Origin of the sequence: Lysinibacillus sp. KU-BSD001 (assembly GCF_042920265.1) — a bacterium.
Taxonomy (GTDB): Bacteria; Bacillota; Bacilli; order Bacillales_A; family Planococcaceae; genus Lysinibacillus_B.
Window position 1 is genome coordinate 26720 of record NZ_JBDQZI010000009.1, and the last position, 21536, is coordinate 48255.

A 21536-nucleotide genomic window follows, 5' to 3' on the forward strand; every position below is an offset into this window, starting at 1 on the left:
TGAACATGACACAATTAGCTAATCAAGTAGCACTCGTCACCGGTGCTGGAACAGGTCTAGGTCGAGCAATTGCAAAAGCTTTGGTAAATGAAGGGTTTACTGTTGTTTTAAGCGGCAGACGTGAAGAGAAACTAAGAGAAGTCGAAAAGGAAATGGGGGAAGCCAAAGTCATTGTTATTCCAGCCGATGTAACAGACGAAGAAAGTGTCGAAGGGCTTCGAAACAGACTGCTGGAACTAACGGGCGGGAAATTAGATGTGCTGGTGAATAATGTCGGGGGTGTTCCTGCAATGGGGCGGGTCGATGATTTGACGTTAGAACAATGGAAACAGGTTATTGATAAAAACTTAACGAGCCAATTTTTAGTGACAAAAGCATTTCTACCTGCCTTGCGCAAGAATGGAAATGGAAAAATAGTTTCTGTTACCTCCGCTATGGCCCATTTTTATATGAACGGATTTAGTGCTTATTCAGCAGGCAAAGCAGGTGTTGAATCGCTCATGAAAACTATTGCCGAAGAAGAGAAAGACAATGGAATTGAAGTTCATTTGTTTGACCCTCAAAATGTCATATCAGAAGCAAATCCTCAAGGAGAGAAGGATCCATCGGAGGTAGTAGGTTCATTAATTGAGATGATAAAATAATTTTTATTCCAATTATTAACGCGTAGAAGAAACTAAAATATATTGCATTTCGTAAAAGCTCTCGGGCGGGATTATGTAATAACACGTAGATTTAAATGACTGGATTGCTAGTCCTTTTTAAGTACAGTTGAAGTATATCGCATTAAAAGTAAAATACACATATCCCTGGTCTAAAGAAGACCGGAGATATGTGTATTTTAGTTAATTACGATCAAATATGTTGGCTGCTTTAAAGGCATGTAGTTAAAGTAAAGAATCATAACAAGCAAATTAAGAAATATATATTACCATTTGAGTAACCGTTGCTTTCCGCTTCGGCACTCGCTTTCCACGGGCGAAATCAAGCCTCCTCGTCGCTCGTACCTCGCTCCTGCGGGGTCTTGATTGACTCGCTTTTCCCGTAGGAAGCTTTGCTCTGTAGCGAAAGGCGCATGTCGTCAGCTACACTCTCGTGCCTCCACTACAAGCAACTATTGTTCCATAAAATAATCTGTTGCTCAAAAATAATAAAAGATTCTCATTGATGACAATAGAGAATAAACGACGCTACGTTTAAACGGAAAGAAATTGATTTCTTTTAGCGAAGGTAAATACTTGTTTAGAATATTAAGAAGCACTTAACTTTGCCGTAGCGCGCCATAGCCACAGGAGCCAAGATTTTCTTTGCGACGAAAGCGCAGCGTCAGGAGCAGGAACAGGAGATCCAAACAGGCCGTGCCTGTTTTAGCTCCTGTGTAGGCTGTGGCAAAGCGCGGAGGCTATGATATATACCTTTTATTATTTACCTGGTATTTTTAGGATGTGTTTTTGCTCATTACGAGTAAAGAAATTAATTTTACACTGTACTATTAATAAGCGCTGCGGCTATTGAATGAAGGGACCCCTCTTGACGTAAGTACGCTGAGACTTAATTGATATTTAAATGTAAGAAAATTAGGAATATAATAATGTTAGGTACAGATTACTAATGATTTTACAGAAGGGAGGTGAGTAGTGATGACAGTCAAAAATTCGGATCGGTTTTTAACGGCATTTAATCGGATTGATCATACAATGCGTAATATTATAGGAGCAAAAGATTTTATGCCATTTTATCGGTTAGTGGATCAGGCGAAGAAGAAAAGTCCACTTATTCGAAAATATGAGGATGATTTACGTTCCTATGCGGATTTACGAAACGCGATTGTTCACCATCGTACGTCACCGGAATATGTAATCGCAGAGCCACATAATCAAGTCGTAGAAAGAATTGAACATATTGATGAAGTCCTTGCTCGTCCAAAGCTTGTCGGCCAAATGTTTAGAAAGCATGTCATGTCTTTTCAAACGACGGATTCTTTGCAACATACGTTGAAGGTCATTCGTAAACGTAGGTATACGCAATTTCCGGTATATGAAGGAAACGTGTTTCAAGGTCTTATTACAACGGTAGGTATTACAAACTGGTTAGCTACTTCCATGGTAGGCGCGTGTTTACCGAAAAAAACACCGATACTGCAAGATATTTTGCACCATGAGAAAAATCAAGTAAACTATAAATTTATAAGTAGGTACATAACCATTTATGAAGCAGAAGAAATTTTTAAGCAAGGCGTAGAGCGTGGTCGCCGTTTTGAAGCGCTACTAATAACAGAACACGGGAAGCCACAGCAAAAACTCATTGGGATTGTGACACCTCTCGATATTATGAAGGTAGATTAAGAGGTGTATTTTGTTTTTTACTTACATAAAGGGAACCATCTTCTAATATTTGGGCTAAAAAAACATCTTCTGCGCTCGTAATATTTTTCTTTTTTAATTTTTTCATGAGCCAATCTTCGGTTAAATTTAGTTCAATTAAATTTTTTGATATAATTTTTCCGTCGCAAATTAATTCCATTGGGATATATTGTGCGGGGGCTGTATTAGCTTTAACATCTTGTTTTGTGGCAGTGGACATAGCTACTTTTTTCATAATGCTCAGTTCACCATTCGTCTCAAACACAGCATAATCAACTTCTGCTGCTGAAAATACGCTTTGTTCGCGTAGTAGCATTAATAGCTCATCAATACTGAGTCGGGCTTTTTTGAGATTTTTAGGAAGAATAGTACCATTTTGGATAATAATAGTCGGTTTATCATCAAAAAGTGTACGTAATTTAACAGATTTAAGGGATAAGTAACTAATAAGTAGGGTTAATACTCCCCACCAAATAAGAGCAATAAAACCGTCCCAAAAAGGTGTCTCAGCTTGTGCAGCAATTTCACTTGCGATTGAGCCAAACGTAATACCTGTAACATAATGGAAAAAAGTTAATTGACTAAGCTGTTTTTTGCCGATAATCCGTGCTAAAAATAATATCGCAAAAAATGCGCCTGTTGTTCGTAGAAGCATTTCAACAACGTTTATTTCCATAATACTCCCTCCTTCAAGAGTAGCATGAGCGAAAAAAGGTAAATTATACGGATATTTTATGTAGAGAAAGTGTGAAAAAAATGACGATAGCTATACCTATGACTAAACCGAATAATCCTGTGTATCCGATGATGATTGCTATCGGTGTTTGTCACTTAATCAATGATACGATGCAATCGGTTATTCCAGCGATGTTTCCGTTATTAGAACGTGATATGGGATTAACGTATACCCAACTTGGATTTATTTCATTTGTATTAAATATGTTTGCCTCTGTATTGCAGCCTGTTGTGGGGGCAGTAACGGATAAGAAACCGATGCCATTTGCGTTACCGCTTGGAATGGTGAGTTCGTTCATCGGTATTGCCATGCTTATTTTCGCACCAAACTACTGGATGATTTTAATAGCAGTATTATTTTTAGGGCTCGGTTCAGCTGTATTTCATCCAGAAGGTTCACGTGTATCCTTTATGTCAGCAGGGAATAAACGCGGGCTCGCTCAGTCTATTTATCAAGTTGGAGGTAATTCTGGACAGGCGCTCGCCCCTTTAATTAGTGCATTTTTAATTTTGCCATTTGGTATGTATGGCGCATCGATTGTATTAGTTTTCACGGCGATCGGTATTTTTATGCTGACTAAAATTGCCGTTTGGTATCGAGGGCAATTAGAAGAAGAGAAGCTTTCGAACGTTAAAAAGAGGCTTATTTCTTCACTGGCCCCATTAACAAAAAAACAAGTAGGAATTGCGCTTAGCTTACTGTTAATCATTATTTTTGCCCGTTCATTTTATACAACGAATATTACGAACTTTTATGTGTTTTATTTGACGGATCACTATCATTTGCCGATTGAGACAGGACAGCTTTTCATTTTCTTATTTATGGCTTTTGGGGTAGTCGGTACATTTTTCGGCGGCTCTTTATCAGATCGGATCGGGCGTAAAAATGTCATTTTACTGTCCGTTGTGGCACCAATCCCACTTTGCTTAGCTTTACCATATGTTCCACTATGGCTAGTTGTCGTGTTATTAATTGTTATCGGTTCGCTGCTCATGATTAGCTTTTCTGTGATGGTAGTTTATGCGCAGGAGCTAGTACCATCTAAAATTGGCACAATGGCGGGCTTAACGGTAGGACTTGCATTTGGCATGGGGGCCATTGGTTCGGTCGCCATCGGTACACTTATGGATAAAATAGGAATAGAAACAACGATGATCGTGATTTCATTCCTACCTATTCTTATGCTGGTCGCATTTGCGCTACCGAAAGATCAGGTAGCGAGAGGATAATTTACGAGAAACATTATGAACTGAGGCTTAAGTATGTGCTTAAACCTCAGTTTATTTTTTAGGGGGGCCATCTATTAAAAAAGCTGTCTCCATAAGGAAACAGCTACATTTTAGGGTTAGATGATGGTTTAGCACCGACCGGGATTTTTTGTGGATTCACGACAATCCCTTCTGTAATAGTCAATTCATTCATCTTATTCGCATAAGTGAATTTGAAAATCCCATTATCAAAATCTGTGCCGATTTCTTTGAAGAAAATCCCTTCAATCGCCGCAAATTTTGGGCATGTAAATGCAATTTTAAAGTCCTCTTCCGATTCTATTAAATAAGCGCGAACACCCTTTTCATAAATATCATAGGAATCGTCTTCTGTAGGACGTTTAATGGCAACGATGTGAAAATCAACAAATGGTACTTCTTTTAATAAGACATTTAAGAAGGAGCCTTTTGTGATTTCTTCCCAACGACTTTGGGCGCTTTGTCCTACAATAATTTGTGTAACGTCATAGTTGCGTGCTACTTCATTAATGACTTTTTGGATAGGGCGTTTTTCATTATCTAATAGAATAAACTTTTCTACTTGAAGCTCTTCGGCAAGTTGTTTCCAACGTTCAATGTAGCCAGATTTTTCAGCATCGAATGCATCAAGTGGTTTTGGATCTACCGTTAATACATATAATGGACAATCGAGTAATGTGGCTAGTTTATGACCTCTACGAATAAGACGTTCTCCATTTAATCCGTAGTACACACAAACTAAAATACTTTCATCCATTCGACCTTTCAAATGCTTCATCTTAGTCTGCACCTCTTTTAAAATAATAAAATCTATCTGTTTGTTCATATGAGCAAGAATGTGATAGAAATAGCAAATTTCCGTTTTAATTAGAACGATTGCAGTGCAACGAGCACATTTGTATTGTATACTATATTTTATATGGCTTATTAACAGTATGTAATGTTTTTGTGATTTTTGATAAATAACCAAATGTTACGTACGAAATTGGTTTTTCTTCATCTATATGACACCTTATTATGAAGTGAGTTATATCGTTAGTCAAGCCTGTTCAGAATTTCCGTTTTTTCTTTAAAAATTCATATTTTAAGCTGTGTTAGGAGGTTTTAGTTTGTGACAATTATTTTGGCCATTATGCTTCCATTTCTTGTTGCAGCTTGTATCCCGCTTATCTATAGGCGATTTACAAAACTGCATATTGGCTGGTTCGTGCTAGCGGTACCAGTGCTTTTATTTAGCTTATTAGCTACATATATTCCTCATATTGCGAAGGGTAATACCTACACCTATACAATGGAGTGGATTCCCTCGTTCCATATAAACTTTGTGACATACTTAGATGGTTTAAGCATGATATTTGGCTTACTCATTACAGGTGTCGGGAGTTTAGTCATTTTATATTCAATTTTTTATCTATCCAAAAAAGAATCTTTACATCATTTTTATTGCTACTTGTTGCTCTTTATGGGAGCGATGTTAGGCGTTGTTTTATCGGATAATTTAATCGTATTGTATGCATTTTGGGAGTTAACAAGTGTCTCTTCGTTTTTGTTAATCGCATTTTGGCATCATCGTAAAGCTTCTCGCGCAGGGGCACGTAAGGCCATGACGATCACGGTGATTGGTGGCGTTGCGATGCTCGTTGGTTTTTTAATGCTGTATGCGATGGCAGGTACGTTTAGTGTTCGAGAAATGATTGCGAATGTTGAACTATTACAGGTGCATACGTTATTTATTCCTGCGATGCTACTCGTCTTACTCGGTGCTTTTACAAAGTCCGCCCAATTCCCATTTCATATTTGGCTACCAGATGCGATGGAAGCGCCTACTCCTGTATCAGCCTATCTTCACTCCGCTACGATGGTCAAAGCGGGTATTTATATCGTCGCTCGCACAACGCCTCTTTTTGGGGGACATGAAGTATGGTTCTGGACCGTCAGTTTAGCCGGCCTAATAACGCTTTTCTGGGGCTCCTTTAATGCAGTCAAACAGTTTGATTTAAAGGCGGTACTTGCATTTTCAACGGTTAGTCAACTCGGGCTAATTATGTGTTTATTTGGTCTTGGCTCCGCGGCATTAAACCTCGGTTATTCTACAGAGTCTGTTATTTATACGCAAGCAGTCTTTGCAGCGTTATTCCACTTAGTGAATCATTCAACATTTAAAGGTGCGCTATTTATGATGGTCGGTATTGTAGACCATGAAGTCGGGACGCGTGATATTCGGCGTTTAGGTGGATTAATGGCATTAATGCCATTGACCTTTACCATTGCGGTGATTGGTAGTTTTTCAATGGCAGGTCTTCCACCGTTCAACGGTTTTTTAAGCAAGGAAATGTTTTTCGTCGCGACATTACATGTGACACAGTTAGATATTTTCTCCCTGGAAACTTTCGGGCTCTTATTCCCGATTGTGGCGTGGATTGCCAGTGTGTTTACATTTGTCTACTGCACGATGATCGTTGTACGCACATTTTTTGGAAAACTACAGCCAGAGCGTTTGGAAAAGCCACCCCATGAAGCACCAGTTGGCATGCTCATTTCGCCATTTCTATTAGTTGGCTTTGTTATAGGTATATTCCTATTTCCTAATATATTGGGCCACTATATTTTACAACCAGCGATGGCTAGTATTTATCCAACGTTTCCATCCGCTGAACAGTTAACGCCACATATTCATGCTTGGCATGGCATGAAGCCGGAATTATTCATGACGATCGGTGTCGTCATTGTCGGTATTGTGCTGTATGTGACATTAAAAAAATGGCGACCAATGTATCGTGTGTTTCCTGAAAATTATACGTTTAATGCCATATATGAACGCGTGATTGAGACGAGTGAATCCGTTTCAGGCAGCATAACGCGTCGTTATATGAATGGTCATTTAACGTATTACTTTATGTATATTTATATTTTCTTTGTTGCCGTTGTTGCAGGCTATTTCTTATTATCAAATGCATTTAGTTGGGACCCGACACAAGATTCATCGGTTGACTACTACGAATTGATTTTAGTATTTGTCATGATATTTGCAGCAGTGATGATTTTATTTGCAAAAGGGCGCATTACAACAGTTTTACTAAACGGGGTACTAGGGTACGCTGTGGCATTCTTCTTCGTCATTTTCCGTGCACCCGACTTAGCGTTAACACAATTAGTTGTAGAATCGGTAACGACCGCTCTATTCCTCATTAGTTTTAAGTTTTTACCGGATTTACGACCGGAAAAAGCACCACGAAAAGTCGTATTGTCAAAAGCCATTGTATCTATTTGCGTTGGGGCAACGGTCACGTTCATCGGTCTTGCGGTGATGCATTATGAAAAGTTTTCAGCCATTTCAACATACTTTGAAAATGCCTATGAATTAGCAGGTGGAAAAAACATCGTGAATACGATTTTAGGGGATTTCCGTGCATTCGATACGATGCTAGAGGTTGTGGTGCTATTTATTGCGGGGCTGGGCATTTACACCATCATTAAATTAAAGGCAAAGAAAGGGGATGCAGACGTTGAAAATTAATGATGTTATTTTGCGAACGGTTGTAAAAGGCGTTGTATTTATTGTTTTAACGCTCGGTGTCTATCTCTTCTTTGCTGGGCATAATGCGCCAGGAGGGGGCTTTATCGGCGGGCTTGTATTAGGCTCAGGTATTGTGCTTTTATATATCACATTTGATATTGAAACCGTACATAAGGGCATGCCGTTCGATTTTAAAAATGTCGCTGCATTCGGTGTTTTATTAGCAACGGGTACAGCGGTCGGGTCTCTCTTTTTTGATGCACCTTTTTTAACGCAAACAGATCAGTACTTCGATCTACCGCTCCTTGGAAAAACACATGTATCCACTGTCATGCTTTTTGAAGCAGGTGTTGCATTAACCGTTATTGGGACATTAGTGACGATTATTTTAAGTATAAGTGAGGATGAATAGCATGGAGTCTTTAATGATGATACTGATTGGTATTTTAGTAGCCGTAGCCACTTATTTAGTCCTCTCTCGTACAATTATTCGTGTCATTTTAGGAACGGCCATACTGTCTCATGCGGTGCACCTACTCATTTTGACCGTAGGGGGATTAAAAAGAGGGGATGTACCACTCCTGAGCCAGTCAGATGGTCCTTACACAGATGCTTTACCGCAGGCGCTAATTTTAACGGCGATTGTCATTAGCTTTGCTGTAACAGCCTTTGTACTAGTATTGGCGTACCGTATGTATAACACAAATGGAACAGACGATTTCCGAAAGTTAGGGGGATCTTCTGATGAATAATATGATTGTATTACCGATGATTGTACCGATTATAACCGCTATTATACTCGTGTTTTTACGAAATCATATAAGGCTACAACGGATTATTAGTATCACGACGATGGTGTTTGTTAGTGGTATGTCAGTACTGATGTTGCATTTAGTACAAACGCGAGGCATTATAAAGCTTGATTTTAGTGGCTGGCTACCACCGTATGGGATTTTATTTGTAGCGGATTCGTTTGCATTGTTACTTGTACTAACGGCAAGCCTTGTTACAGCGATTTGCTTACTTTATGCATTTGCGACAATTGGTGAGCGCCATGAGCGGATGTTTTTCTATCCCTTTGTGCTGTTTCTCATTGCAGGGGTAAACGGTTCATTTTTAACTGGCGATATATTCAATTTATTTGTGTGCTTTGAAGTAATGCTACTTGCTTCTTACGTATTAGTAGCGCTTGGCGGAGAGAAGTTTCAGCTACGTGAATCGTTAAAATATGTATTGATTAATGTTGTTGCTTCTTGGTTTTTCCTAGTAGCACTTGCCTTTTTATATGGCACATTAAAAACACTCAATATGGCGCATATTGCACAGCGAGTAGCCGAAGTAGGGCAAGAGCCTATTTTAACGGTAGTGGCGATTTTATTTTTAATTGTTTTCGCACTAAAAGCGGGGTTACTTCTATTCTTTTGGTTACCTGGTTCTTATAGTGTGCCGCCAACGGTTGTACAAGCGTTGTTTGCCGCTCTTTTAACAAAAGTAGGCATCTATGCATTATTCCGTACGTTTACGCTCATGTTCCCGTTAAATCAAGACGTGACGCATGTACTCATTGGGATCATGGCAGGTGCGACAATCGTAGCCGGTTGTATGGGGGCATTAGCAGGAAAAGATGTGCGAACGATTGCCACGTATAATGTCATTATCGGTGTAGGATTTATTTTGATTGGGCTTGCATCAGGTACAGAAACAGGATTTGCCGGTGCGATTTATTATTTAATGCACGATATGTTAGCAAAAGCATTACTATTTTTACTCATTGGGACAATGATTTATTTAACCGGTGAAATCATTGTAAAAAATATGAGCGGTCTCATTCGTAACTACCCGTTATTTGGGTGGATTTACTTTGTTGTGATGTGCGCGTTAACCGGGATTCCACCATTAAGCGGATTTATTGGGAAAGTGCTCATTGGACAAGGTGCTATTGAAGGACAAAATTATGTGTTATTAGCAGTCGGTTTTGCTTCTAGTGTTATCGTACTCTACTCATTATTGCGTATTTTTTTAGCTTCCTTCTTTGGGGAAACAACGATTAGTGAAGATCACCAAAAGCCACTGCCTAAATTGGCCATGACATCATTTGTATTGCTTGCTATTTGTATTGTGGGTATCGGGATAGCGGCAGAAGGTGTGGCCCCGTATGTGGAAAATGCAGCGAAAACATTAGCAAATCCAGCCATTTATATTGAAGCGGTTTTAGGGAATATGGAGTAAAGGAGGGGCAGTGGATGTTAGGACAATTTATATTAAATTTATTTATTGCGGCATTATGGTTTTTATTAAAAGATGATCCAAATGCCGATTTCTCCAATTTTGTTGCTGGCTTTTTAGTTGGGGTCGTCATTTTATATGCGATGCATCGTTTCTTTGGGACACGTTTTTATTTGCGGCGAGTAGCAAAAATTCTGAAGCTTATCCTCCTTTTTATTCAAGAGCTCGTTTTATCTAGTATGTCTGTGCTGCGCTGGGTACTTTCACCGAAGTTAACGATTACGCCTGGTATTTTCACATACAAAACACAGCTGAAAGGTGATTGGCAAGTGACAATATTGGCGTTACTGCTCACATTAACACCGGGCTCCGTCGTAATGGAAGTATCGGAAGAGGGCGATCTGTTTTATATCCACGCAATGGATTTAGAAGAAGCCCAGGATTCAATTGTGCGTTCGATTGGCAAGTTTGAACGAGCGATATTGGAGGTGACACGCAATGATTGAGAAAGTAATGCTACTGTCACTGGCGCTATTTATGGTAGCCATTGCCCTATTATTATATCGTGTTGTGAAGGGACCCTCGATGCCAGATAGAGCGATTGCACTGGATACGATTGGTGTGAACTTAATTTCGGCCATTGCGATTGTATCGATTGTGTTGAATACAAAGGCATTTTTAGAGGCGATTTTAATTTTAGGGATTTTGGCGTTTATTGGCACGATTGCGTTCTCTAAGTATATCGAAAGGGGCGTTATCGTTGAACGAAAATCAGGCGATTGAATGGGTTGCGGTACTATTAATGCTTTTAGGGGCCATTGTGAGTGTTATTAGTGCATTAGGGATGCTGAGGCTACCAGATGTGTATACTCGTTCTCATGCGGCCACAAAAAGTGCGACACTTTCTGTTTTATGTTGCTTAGTTGGGGCGTTTATTTATTTTTGGAGTCATGATGGATTTGTTAGTATTCGGTTAATTTTAGGGATTGTGTTTACCTTTATTACAGCTCCCGTCGCTGGGCATCTTGTTTGTCGTGCAGCGTACCGTTCGCGCGTACCGCTAGCAGAAGGCTCAGGCGATGATGCGTTAAAGCCAGTATTATTTGGACAGGATGGAAGCGAAGCGTGTAAAGCAGTAGAAGAAAACTTGGCAATGGAACGAGAGAAGCGTTCAGATATGTAATCGAAGGAGGTGTTTAGAAAGTTTTTACTTTCAGAACACCTCCTTTACGCGTTAAATAATGATTGATTAAAAATGATTGCTCCTGCGGTGGTCGCAAAGGGCGTGTCCCAGAATACCTTCTCGGACACGCCTTTTTTGTGGATAAGTTTTCAGCGGGCAACGAGCGGTTTAGGGCAAGCTTTGTGGATAGCGCTCAAATTTGAGGATAACATTGTGGAGAAGTACAGAATGTGGATAAGTTTTAGAAAATTTGTGAAAAGTTATCCACATTATGAGGTAAATTGACAAAGGTTGCTGCATAATATATAGTACATTACAACACTAATGTACTGATTTGCGTGGAAGGAGGGGGCTCTTTGATTTTGAATCCGAATAGCCAAACGCCGATTTATATCCAAATTGCAGAATGGCTTGAAAATGAAATACTAGCCAATCGGCTCGTAGCAGATGGCAAGGTCTATTCGCAATACCAACTAGCAGAAATGTTCAATATTAATCCAGCGACAGCAGGAAAAGGCTTAACGATTTTGCTTGAAAAAGACATCTTGTACAAGAAAAGGGGACTTGGCATGTTTGTAGTGGAAAATGCGAAAGACAAAATTTTAGCGATGAGAAAGACACATACATTAATACAGCTTGTAGAAGAGGTTGTGCAGGAGGCAAGAAGGCTAGCTGTGTCAGACGAAGAGCTAATGGATCTGATTCAAAAAGTACAGCAAAAGGGGTGACGTAAATGATTCGTTGTGAACAACTCAAAAAGAAGTTTCGTAGGAGTACGGTGTTAAGTAATGTTTCTCTGCAAATTACTGAACCGAAAATTATGGCGTTAATCGGTCGAAATGGTACAGGGAAATCGACATTGCTTCGTTTAATTGCCGGTCATTTAAAACCAACTGCTGGCAAGATTGAGGTATTAGGTGAAAATCCTTTTAATAGTTTACAAGTTGCATCGAATACGGTGTTAATAGAAGAGTCTCTAACATTTCCTTCCCCATTTACACTAGCAGATATTTTAAAGCAAGGGGCCACATTTTATCCGAACTGGCAGCAAGATTTAGCAGAAAAATTGCTTGCTTATGCGAACATTCCACTTCATGCCTATCATGAGCAATTATCGACGGGGCAAAGGGCTACCTTTAACTTAGTGTATGGACTAGCCACTCGTTCTAAAATCACGCTACTGGATGAACCGATGAACGGTATGGACGAAGCGATTCGTACAGATTTTTACCGAGCCATTTTAAAGGAGTATATTACTTATCCGAGACTTATCATCATTTCAAGCCATTATTTATCCGAAATGGAGCATTTGATAGAAGAAATTTTATGTATTCACCGAGGGGTAGTAGAGCTACATGCACCACTAGATGAAATCCAGACATTTGCTGTTAGACTACGAGGAGACCAAGCACAAATTGCACCGTTCATTGAACACTTAGAAGTACTGCATGCATATGATGAAGCCCCATTTTATGAGGTGGTAGTGCCAGCAGCACAGCTCAATGTGGAAGCACTACAAGCAAAAGGTGTATTTGTGTTAAATGTGTCGGCGAGTGAAGTATGCCAATTGATTACGAGCGAGAAGAAGGAGGGCATCGACCGTGTCTTTAAATAATGTATCGATGATGCACAATATTAAAAATCAAGTCAGATGGAAGCTTTCTTCCTATAGTTCCGCTTTTATGACAATCATTGCTATACAAATCATCGCATCGCTTATTTTTTCAAATGGAACAACTCAATCAACTTCAGGCTCTTCTCATCTAAGAATCTTAATCTTAGGTTATACTTTGGACGGTATACTCATGTTTTCAATGCTTACATTATTTATTATTAGTACGATGCTTGCGAGTAAGCAGATGACACAGGAAAACTTTAGTATTGTCACAACGCGATTGACCGCATCGATTTCAACGGTTATTACCCAATTAGTCATTTGTTTCATCGCTACGTGGACAGCGTTAAGCTCGTTTTATATATCCTCCTTAATCCATCGTCTGAGAAATTCAGACGCACAATTTTTAATTGGTCGTATTATTGAAGTAGAGACAGTTCTTTTATTTTTTAGCTTACTTGTCATCGTATCAGCTGCTGGTTTTTTTGCTGGTTCTTTTTTACAGATGAATAAATGGATCATTTCCAGTATAGGGGTAATGATTGTAATTGGATTGTATGCATTTATCGCAACTAACACGTCTACCGTACCTATAGCACAAGAAGCGCTAGCAACGAATACAGGCATGTGGCCCTTTATTTTTAAGTGCCTAAGTATTAGTGCAGTGATTTATGGGGTCGCCATTTATATTCGTAATCTGCAGGAGGTGAGCAGACGATGAGTACGAGTATTTGGATGTTATTTATCATAATTAGTTGTATAGTGGGTGTTTCGATATGGCTCGTTCGAAAATTGTTAACGAAAGTGAAAATATGGACGCCGAAAAGAATTGGCTGGTTTCTAGCAATATATATGGCAGCGGGCATAATTGCGATGATTGTATTAACAACATCTGAACAGGATGTTGTGATTTTAGCAGAGGAAGAGCTAAACGTGCTGCAAGAAAATGAATGGTCCTTCCGAGAACAGCTAGACAGAGCAGCTTATAGCAAGTTAGATGAACAATATGTAAAGGAAACACTCGTTTATGAAATGCAAGGTGATACATTAACACTGGATATCCAGGATCAGTCTCTTTTTTATGACATCGTGATAGAGATAAATCGAGATTCTGAAGTAAAAGAAGTGGTCGTGAAATATTATGAAACGCCGTATATACATTACGGGGTTGATTTATCAAGCTATATACAGCAACCCGAAATAGATTTAGCGGATGATACATTTTCCCTTAGGTTAACTGCTACTGCAGAAGAGATTCAATATATGCAAATTGAACCTACTATTCAGGTAGCAAATCAACGTTATCATTCATTTGTCGGGGAGGGCTTTGAAAGACAATCATTCGGTATGCGTTTTCTATACTTGAATGTTCCGGCTGATGTGCATATCATTAACAGTAGCGGTATATATATACCCTAAAACGAATGAGAATCGAGCGGTCGATGTGAAAAAATTAGTAAAGATAGTGTGTTATGTCGTTGTTTTTTTGTTGTTTTTATATGCCAATAATCAGTTATTGGTCGTAACGGAGCATGTGGTTGAATCGGAGAAACTACCAAAAGCGTTTGATGGTTACCGAATTACGCAAATCAGCGACTTACACGATGCCACATTTGGCGACAACCAACAAAGACTTGTAGAAAAAGTACGGGCTACCAATCCAGATGCGATTTTTCTAACAGGGGATTTAATCGATAGTCGTCGCTATGATTTGCAAAATAGTTTAGAGGCGGTGGCACAATTTGTGACATTTGCGGATGTGTATTATGTACTAGGCAATCATGAAGTAGCAGTAAATCGGGTAGACGAAATTTACGAAGCACTTGAGCGTCTTGGCGTACAAATATTGCCGAATCAATCGTTGGAAATACAACGCGACGGGGAGCGTTTAACGATTATCGGGATTGAAGATCCGCTAATGGGCAAAGAGCCACAACAGATGTTAGATGAAGCAATGGCAACAATTCATCCAAATTCATATAAAATTTTACTGTCGCATCGACCGGAAAAATTCGAAACATATGTTAAGAATGTAATAGACATTGCATTTACGGGACATGCACATGGTGGGCAAGTACGTTTACCGTTTATCGGCGGGCTTGTGGCACCAGGGCAAGGCTGGTTGCCAACGTATACAAGTGGCATTTATGAAGCAGAAGAGACAAAGATGATTGTTAGCAGAGGGCTCGGGAATAGCATCGTCACACAGCGATTGTTCAACTTGCCGGAAATCGTGGCCGTCGAGCTAAAATCACGGTAATGAGTGTGGGATGACGTCTTTGCTGTTAGACGGGTACTACTGTAGGGCCGAAGTATTTTAGTAGCGATTGATGATACGTAGAAAGGGATGTTTGGAAGGCTTTAGCCTTTCAGACATTCCTTTTTATTATGCCCTTTAGTAAGTTAGGAGGAATTATTTCATGCGGGGATAAGCCTGTTATTTTGAACCCCTATTATGAAACGGCATTTACTACTTCCTGTTATTTGTATATTATAGGTATAAATGTATAGTAAGTTTACAGAAAAAATAAAAAATAAAAAATAACGTTTTGATTGAGGGAGGTTGCTATGAAATTTAAAAGTATTGGTGTCAAGCTAACGGCATCTATTATTATGTTATTAGCTACTACTTGTATAGCGCTGGGGATATCTAGTTATTTGAATAGCTCGTCAGCTTTACAAGAACAAGTAGAAACAAACCTAGGTGGGAAAGCGCAAGATGTTTCGCATTATATTGAAGAAGTATTTAAACGTTTATTTATAGAGGTAGAATCGATTGCTGATCAAAATGTCTTAAAAGAGATGAATCTTGAACAACAATTTGCTTATTTAAATTCCCAACTAACAGAGCGAGCAGACTATTTAGCGTTTGGGATTATTGATGAAAACGGTACTTCCTATTATTCAGATGGCACAACAGCTGATTTATCTGACCGTGAGTATGTCATCAATGCATTCAAAGGTGAGACAGCGATGTCAGATATTTTAATTAGCCGTGTGACAAATGAACCCGTTATTATCATTGCTACACCGATTGATACAGTGACAGGTGAAAAGGCACTTTTATTAGCACGTATCGATGGCTATGTGTTATCGGATGTCGTCGATGAAATTCAGGTTGGTGAGACGGGTTATGCCTTTATTGTGAATGACGAAGGAACGATTCAAGGGCATACGAACCGAGAGTATGTAAAAAATCAAATGAATTTTATGACACAGGCGGAGGAAACAGGGGAGTGGGTTGGCGAAGCAACAGCCATCCAAGAAATGATTTCGAATGACAAAGGGTTCTTTGAATTTGAGAATACAGAGGGGCATCAGCGATTAGTCGGGTATCATACGTTAGATAATGGTTGGACAATGGCTGTGACAGCAGACCGCCATGAAATGCTTGAGGGACTAAGCGACTTAACACGCAGTTTAATCATTTCAACGATTGCCTTTTTAATAATTGCGATTGGTTTTGCGGTTTTCGTATCACGTTCTATTAGTAAACCGATTAAAGAGCTTGTGAATATTAGTGAACATTTAGCGCTAGGTGATTTTCAACATGAGGTACCGAAGCGCTATCGTAAAAGAGGCGATGAGCTAGGGATACTGGCGGGTTCATTGTCTAAAATGGTCGGTAGCATGAAAGAAATGATTTCAAAAGTCAATGATAATGCAAGCAATGTAGGGAACGGTTCCAATGAGCTAATGAGCGAAGTCAATAAAGTAACAGAAATGACGAGTGCTATTTCTAATGCGATTGTGGAAGTAGAGCGCGGTTCGGTAGCACAGTCTACAATGGCGGACGAAGGCGCTTATGCGATGGAGCAGATGGCACTAGGTGTACAGCAGGTTGCGGAAGTGGCGAGTACAGTGGCAGAGCATACACAGCAAATTGAAAATCAAATTCATAGTGGGCATCAAGCAGTCAGTGCATCTATTCAACAAATGTCTGCCATTCAACAAGGGACAACACTTGAGCTTGAAGTGATTCGGAAGCTAGAAAATGAATCGAAAGAAATTGGCCTAATTTCAGAAATGATTACGGATATTTCTGATCAAACGAACTTGCTTGCACTGAATGCGTCCATTGAAGCAGCTCGTGCGGGCGATGCTGGAAAAGGCTTTGCAGTCGTAGCAGAGGAAGTCCGAAAATTATCTGAACAAACAGCACAATCAGCTGCCCAAATTAATGCCCTCATTGGCAAAGTGCAAGTATATACGACGGAAGCCGTCAAAGCAGCGGAGTCGGGTGAAGAAAATGTCCAACGAGGATTGGTGACGATTCATTCAGTAGAGTCTCGATTTGAGGAAATTGTCCATTCTGTTGAGAAAATTACACGTGAAATTGAACAACTAAGCTCTTCTGCTCAGCAAATGAGTGCCAATACAGAGGAAGTAACCGCATCGATTGAGGAAATGGCCGCAACAGCCAATGCTTCCACAGAGTATATTCAAGAAGTAACAAAATCGACAGGCTTACAACGAGACGCTGTAGAAGCAATGGGCAAGCAAGCGGAACAACTAAACAATATGGCTGTGGAACTACGTGTAGCCGTTAGTCAGTTTAAATTATAGGTAGAAGAGGGCGTATCGCAAAAGTGGTACGCTTTTTCTTATTTTTAATTCAATGTATATTCTAAAAATGGTAGAAATAATCATTTACTATGTAAGTAGGGAATTTTTAGTTTCACATAAGGGGGAGCGGACATGTTTACATATCGAGTGGATGATGAAGTAGCATTAAAGCTTGTGACACAGCGAGATGCAGAAGAGGTGTTTGATTTAATAGAGGAAAATCGTGAGCATCTACGAGAGTGGCTAGGTTGGCTGGATTTTTCTACTGATATGAGTGTGACACGTAAAGTGATTGATATGAATTTACAGAAGTTTATCCAGAACGAAGCATTGGATACAGCGATTATTTATAAGGGGAAAATGGCTGGGAAAGTTAGTATTAATGTCATTAACTACGCAAATAAAACAGCACAGCTCGGTTATATGTTAGGTTCGAAATATGAAGGGCGAGGAATTATGACACGCGCTGTTAAAGCGATGATTGATATTGCCCTATTTGAATACGATTTGCATAAAGTTGAAATTCACGCAGCAGAAGGGAATCGTAAAAGTCGTGCCATCCCGGAGCGGCTTGGGTTTATGCAGGAAGGAACGATTCGAAGTGCAGAATGGCTATACAATCACTATGTAGATCACGTTGTTTACGGCATGTTGCGGAAAGAATGGCTGACACGGAAATGAAAAAGCGAAGGAGCTGTCTGAAAAGACATTTTGAGATGGCTCCCTCGCTGTTGCTTTATTCGATATCCCCTGTCCAACTAGACATCCCTTCGGATACATTAACGACATCATAGCCTTCCGTGACTAAAATGTCACTTGCTGTTTGGGAACGGTTGCCACTACGGCAAATGACGATGTATTTTTCCTCTTTTGATAGTTCACTGAAATCTTCCTGCTGTAGGGCAGATAACGGTTTATTTTGGGCGGATGGAATATGCCCTTCCGCAAATTCATTCGGTTCACGTACATCGAGTACAATATACCCTTCACTCATTTTTCCCTCGACTTCATTGAGTGCAATCGTTTCATAGCTTCCTTCCTCATTACTGCAAGCAGCAAGTGCTACTATACAAAGAGCCATCATAACGAATAACCATTTTTTCATGTAGAGTACCTCCATTTTGTTTTATACCTATAGGGGTATTATAGGTGACCTGATTTTAACATGCAATAAAATAAATTATGAAATGAGAGAGTTTATAAATAGTTTTGCATTAAGAAACCGTAGTTGAATCTTTTCTCCCTACTAATTGCAGTTATAAACTTAAGTTTTCAAGTTTTTGAACTAATTAAAGCCAAATGTATGTAAACCTTAAAAGCGAGCAGCTTCATCCATAAAATGTTTGAATAAATAACAGTGAAGTAGAAAGATCTGTCGAAGTTATTCTTCAATCGTGAAGGCACCTAAAATGGTGAACAGTGGGTCTTAACTTTTTCGGCACTCCGCCGACTGTTACAAGCATATATACACGTGGATTAAAATTCACTCTTGTCTGTTGGATATGAGATAAACCAAAAAAGGAACGGTATGTTTTTTGCCTATTTTTTCTGAATTAGCAACCAAAAATTATTGAAGAAGATGTTTTCCTCTTATTATATTCAATAGTATAGTAAGGTTCTAACTTTATATATCAAAATAGTTTTACTATTCAAAAAATATTATTGACACTGTTCTAGAAAGCGATTACACTATACCTAGTTAGTAGTCATTTTAGAAAGCAATTACGCGATACCTAGTTAGTAGTCATTAGAATTTATAAGCTAAAAAATAGAAAGAGTGTTAATATGGCATTGAGTAAAAATCGTTGTATAGGTAGATTATCCATTCTTCTTTTATTCTCAGATGATTCAACTCAACAATTAGCAAAACTTGAGCAGGGGAATTGGAAGGGATGCACAGGAAAAGTTGGTTCGATGGACTCTCAAAAAATAGTTGCTGCAATTGAAACAGCAGCTAAGAAAAACGGGATTATCCAGACGGACGTTTATCGTGAATCTCATGCATTATACCATGCCATTATTGAAGCACTACATGGTGTAACAAGAGGTCAGGTACAATTAGGATCTGTACTTAGAACTGTTGGCTTATCTTTTGCTGTTTTACGTGGGAATCCATATGATAATGAGCAAGAGGGAGATTGGGTTGCCGTTTCTTTATATGGAACAATTGGTGCACCGGTTAAGGGATCGGAGCATGAAACAATTGGTTTAGGAATTAATCATATATAATTTGCCCATAGTTTTTTAGTTAACAGGGGGCTATATCGTGAAATCATTTTTTGTGTGATTTCATTGATATAGCCCCCTTTTCTATTATGACTTTACTTAACTAAAGGAAATGGAAGGGAGACAATAAGATGGTCACATTAAATGGAAATAAGCTTACTTTAGATGAGGTACGAAAAGTCCTTTTGGATGGAGAAAGAGTTACTTTTACTGAAGAGAGCATGAAAAAAGTTCAAGAAAGTAGAAAAGCGGTTGAAAAAATCGTTGCTGAAGAGCGTATTGTTTATGGCATTACGACAGGATTTGGGAAATTTAGTGATGTTTTTATTGGCAAAGAAGATGTTGAAGCACTACAGCTAAATTTAATTCGTTCACATGCTTGTGGAGTTGGCGAACCTTTTCCGGAAATTGTATCACGTGCGATGATTCTGCTTCGAGCAAATGCATTACTGAAAGGTTTTTCAGGTGTAAGACCTGTCGTTATTGAAAAATTGATTGAGCTATTAAATGCTGGTATTCATCCGGTTGTTCCTCAACAAGGATCACTAGGTGCAAGTGGTGATTTAGCACCCCTTTCACATTTAGCTCTTGTGTTAATAGGGGAGGGTGAAGTTTTTTATAAAGGGGAGAAAACATCAGCGATTCATGCATTAATGAAAGAAGATATTTTCCCAATCACATTAACAGCAAAAGAAGGATTAGCGCTTATTAATGGAACACAAGCAATGACCGCAATGGGTGTAGTTGCATATTTGGAAGCAGAAAAATTAGCGTATCAAACAGAATTAATAGCATCCATAACGATTGAAGGATTACGTGGAATTATTGATGCATTTGACGAAGATATTCAGTTGGCTCGTGGCTATAAAGAGCAAGTAGAGGTTGCTGAACGAATTCGCGCACATCTTTCTGACAGCTTATTAATAACAAAACAAGGGGAAATACGTGTACAAGATGCATACTCAATTCGCTGTATTCCTCAGGTACACGGAGCAACATGGCAGACATTAAATTATGTAAAAGAGAAATTAGAAATTGAAATGAATGCAGCTACTGATAATCCATTAATTTTTGATAATGGTGAAAAAGTATTATCGGGTGGTAACTTCCATGGACAGCCGATTGCCTTTGCGATGGATTTCTTAGCAATTGCTGTAGCGGAGCTAGCAAATATATCTGAGCGTAGAATTGAACGTTTAGTAAATCCACAATTAAATGACCTACCGCCATTTTTAAGCCCTGAACCAGGTTTACAATCAGGGGCAATGATCATGCAGTATGTCGCAGCATCTCTTGTATCTGAAAATAAAACACTCGCACATCCTGCAAGTGTAGATTCCATTCCTTCATCAGCAAACCAAGAGGATCACGTGAGTATGGGGACGATTGGATCAAGACATGCATATCAAGTAATTACAAATACTCGTCGTGTATTAGCAATCGAAGCGATTTGTGCAATACAGGCAGCAGAAATTCGCGGTAAAGAAAAAATGGCTTCTGCAACAAGAGGGTTTTTAGAAAATGGTAGAAAAATCGTGCCGTTTATTAGTGAAGATAGAGTGTTTTCAAAGGATATTGAAGCAATGAATAATTGGTTAAAAGTTGGTACTTTCCTGTTTGATAAAAATCTATCAAATACTCATCATTAAAAAGATAGATTAATGGACCAAGACAATTATAGAAGATAATACAAAGTGTAGGAGAAGTGTGGGAATTTTGAGCATGACGAAGAATAAACTCGTTAGCTTATCCTATTGCCACACTCCTCCTAGAAATCCAATCATTAAAACTATAAAAAGAGTTAGAGTAATGGTTGGAAATGTTCTTTTACCTAAACAGTTTTGCAAAAAATATGAG

At 39.1% G+C, this 21536-nt stretch carries 22 protein-coding genes; 19 read left to right on the forward strand and 3 right to left on the reverse strand.

Features of this window, described 5'->3' with window-relative positions; genetic code table 11:
• The first annotated feature begins 5 nt into the window (after positions 1 to 5).
• Together AAGS61_RS13520 and AAGS61_RS13525 are read left to right on the forward strand one after the other, a co-directional pair.
• The gene (locus tag AAGS61_RS13520; RefSeq protein WP_391372774.1) at positions 6 to 644 is read left to right on the forward strand and encodes an SDR family NAD(P)-dependent oxidoreductase; all 639 of its coding nucleotides are present in this window, start codon (positions 6 to 8) and stop codon (positions 642 to 644) included.
• 996 nt (positions 645 to 1640) lie between these two features.
• Positions 1641 to 2345 (forward strand): CBS domain-containing protein, encoded by a 705-nt coding sequence (locus AAGS61_RS13525; RefSeq protein ID WP_391372776.1) that lies wholly within the window; start codon positions 1641 to 1643, stop codon positions 2343 to 2345.
• Here the strand turns inward: AAGS61_RS13525 and AAGS61_RS13530 are convergent.
• Complete coding sequence (locus tag AAGS61_RS13530; protein ID WP_391372779.1) at positions 2329 to 3039, reverse strand: YetF domain-containing protein; 711 nt, start codon at positions 3037 to 3039, stop codon at positions 2329 to 2331. The genes AAGS61_RS13525 and AAGS61_RS13530 overlap by 17 nt on opposite strands.
• Positions 3040 to 3119: 80 nt before the next feature.
• Here AAGS61_RS13530 and AAGS61_RS13535 point away from each other — a divergent pair, with 80 nt between their 5' ends.
• Positions 3120 to 4328, forward strand: a complete 1209-nt coding sequence (locus AAGS61_RS13535; protein WP_391372781.1) for an MFS transporter — start codon at positions 3120 to 3122, stop codon at positions 4326 to 4328.
• A 103-nt stretch (positions 4329 to 4431) separates the two neighbouring features.
• On the opposite strand, the gene AAGS61_RS13540 is transcribed toward AAGS61_RS13535, so the two are convergent.
• Positions 4432 to 5124, reverse strand: a complete 693-nt coding sequence (locus tag AAGS61_RS13540; RefSeq protein WP_391372784.1) for a universal stress protein — start codon at positions 5122 to 5124, stop codon at positions 4432 to 4434.
• A gap of 333 nt (positions 5125 to 5457) precedes the next feature.
• Here AAGS61_RS13540 and AAGS61_RS13545 point away from each other — a divergent pair, with 333 nt between their 5' ends.
• The 14 genes from AAGS61_RS13545 to AAGS61_RS13610 all read left to right on the forward strand — a co-directional run bounded on the left by AAGS61_RS13545 (position 5458) and on the right by AAGS61_RS13610 (position 18134).
• The gene (locus AAGS61_RS13545; RefSeq protein WP_391372787.1) at positions 5458 to 7863 is read left to right on the forward strand and encodes a Na+/H+ antiporter subunit A; all 2406 of its coding nucleotides are present in this window, start codon (positions 5458 to 5460) and stop codon (positions 7861 to 7863) included.
• A complete protein-coding gene (locus AAGS61_RS13550) occupies positions 7853 to 8275 on the forward strand; it encodes a Na(+)/H(+) antiporter subunit B (protein WP_391372790.1) in 423 nt (140 codons plus the stop codon). The genes AAGS61_RS13545 and AAGS61_RS13550 overlap by 11 nt, the downstream gene beginning before the upstream one ends.
• Before the next feature lies 1 nt (position 8276).
• On the forward strand, positions 8277 to 8615 hold the full coding sequence (locus AAGS61_RS13555; protein ID WP_391372792.1) for a Na(+)/H(+) antiporter subunit C: 339 nt from the start codon (positions 8277 to 8279) through the stop codon (positions 8613 to 8615).
• Positions 8608 to 10092, forward strand: coding sequence for a Na+/H+ antiporter subunit D (locus tag AAGS61_RS13560; protein WP_391372795.1), 1485 nt, complete (start codon positions 8608 to 8610; stop codon positions 10090 to 10092). Before AAGS61_RS13555 ends, AAGS61_RS13560 begins: the two co-directional genes overlap by 8 nt.
• 14 nt (positions 10093 to 10106) lie before the next feature.
• The gene (locus AAGS61_RS13565) at positions 10107 to 10595 is read left to right on the forward strand and encodes a Na+/H+ antiporter subunit E (protein ID WP_391372797.1); all 489 of its coding nucleotides are present in this window, start codon (positions 10107 to 10109) and stop codon (positions 10593 to 10595) included.
• Positions 10588 to 10872, forward strand: a complete 285-nt coding sequence (locus tag AAGS61_RS13570; RefSeq protein ID WP_391372799.1) for a Na(+)/H(+) antiporter subunit F1 — start codon at positions 10588 to 10590, stop codon at positions 10870 to 10872. The genes AAGS61_RS13565 and AAGS61_RS13570 overlap by 8 nt, the downstream gene beginning before the upstream one ends.
• Positions 10850 to 11272 carry a Na+/H+ antiporter subunit G gene (locus AAGS61_RS13575; protein ID WP_391372801.1) on the forward strand — a complete coding sequence of 141 codons (423 nt, stop codon included), beginning with the start codon at positions 10850 to 10852 and terminating at the stop codon, positions 11270 to 11272. The genes AAGS61_RS13570 and AAGS61_RS13575 overlap by 23 nt, the downstream gene beginning before the upstream one ends.
• 356 nt (positions 11273 to 11628) lie before the next feature.
• Positions 11629 to 12000 carry a GntR family transcriptional regulator gene (locus AAGS61_RS13580; protein WP_391372804.1) on the forward strand — a complete coding sequence of 124 codons (372 nt, stop codon included), beginning with the start codon at positions 11629 to 11631 and terminating at the stop codon, positions 11998 to 12000.
• 5 nt (positions 12001 to 12005) lie between these two features.
• Positions 12006 to 12887: an ATP-binding cassette domain-containing protein gene (locus AAGS61_RS13585; protein ID WP_391372807.1), complete on the forward strand. Its 882-nt coding sequence runs from the start codon at positions 12006 to 12008 to the stop codon at positions 12885 to 12887.
• Positions 12874 to 13608 (forward strand): hypothetical protein, encoded by a 735-nt coding sequence (locus tag AAGS61_RS13590; protein WP_391372810.1) that lies wholly within the window; start codon positions 12874 to 12876, stop codon positions 13606 to 13608. Before AAGS61_RS13585 ends, AAGS61_RS13590 begins: the two co-directional genes overlap by 14 nt.
• A complete protein-coding gene (locus AAGS61_RS13595) occupies positions 13605 to 14306 on the forward strand; it encodes a hypothetical protein (RefSeq protein ID WP_391372812.1) in 702 nt (233 codons plus the stop codon). The genes AAGS61_RS13590 and AAGS61_RS13595 overlap by 4 nt, the downstream gene beginning before the upstream one ends.
• A gap of 25 nt (positions 14307 to 14331) precedes the next feature.
• On the forward strand, positions 14332 to 15147 hold the full coding sequence (locus AAGS61_RS13600) for a metallophosphoesterase (protein WP_391373097.1): 816 nt from the start codon (positions 14332 to 14334) through the stop codon (positions 15145 to 15147).
• 308 nt (positions 15148 to 15455) lie between these two features.
• Entirely contained in the window at positions 15456 to 17453 is a 1998-nt protein-coding gene (locus tag AAGS61_RS13605; protein WP_391372815.1) for a methyl-accepting chemotaxis protein, read from the forward strand.
• Between the two features lie 132 nt (positions 17454 to 17585).
• Positions 17586 to 18134: a GNAT family N-acetyltransferase gene (locus AAGS61_RS13610; protein WP_391372818.1), complete on the forward strand. Its 549-nt coding sequence runs from the start codon at positions 17586 to 17588 to the stop codon at positions 18132 to 18134.
• Positions 18135 to 18189: 55 nt separating this feature from the next.
• Here the strand turns inward: AAGS61_RS13610 and AAGS61_RS13615 are convergent, their stop codons facing one another.
• Complete coding sequence (locus AAGS61_RS13615; RefSeq protein WP_391372821.1) at positions 18190 to 18558, reverse strand: rhodanese-like domain-containing protein; 369 nt, start codon at positions 18556 to 18558, stop codon at positions 18190 to 18192.
• A 680-nt stretch (positions 18559 to 19238) separates the two neighbouring features.
• On the opposite strand from AAGS61_RS13615, the gene hutP reads away from it, so the two are divergent.
• Together hutP and hutH are read left to right on the forward strand one after the other, a co-directional pair.
• Positions 19239 to 19682 carry a hut operon transcriptional regulator HutP gene (gene hutP / locus AAGS61_RS13620; RefSeq protein WP_391372824.1) on the forward strand — a complete coding sequence of 148 codons (444 nt, stop codon included), beginning with the start codon at positions 19239 to 19241 and terminating at the stop codon, positions 19680 to 19682.
• A 128-nt stretch (positions 19683 to 19810) separates the two neighbouring features.
• Positions 19811 to 21328, forward strand: a complete 1518-nt coding sequence (hutH, locus tag AAGS61_RS13625) for a histidine ammonia-lyase (protein ID WP_391372826.1) — start codon at positions 19811 to 19813, stop codon at positions 21326 to 21328.
• Positions 21329 to 21536: the final 208 nt, after the last annotated feature.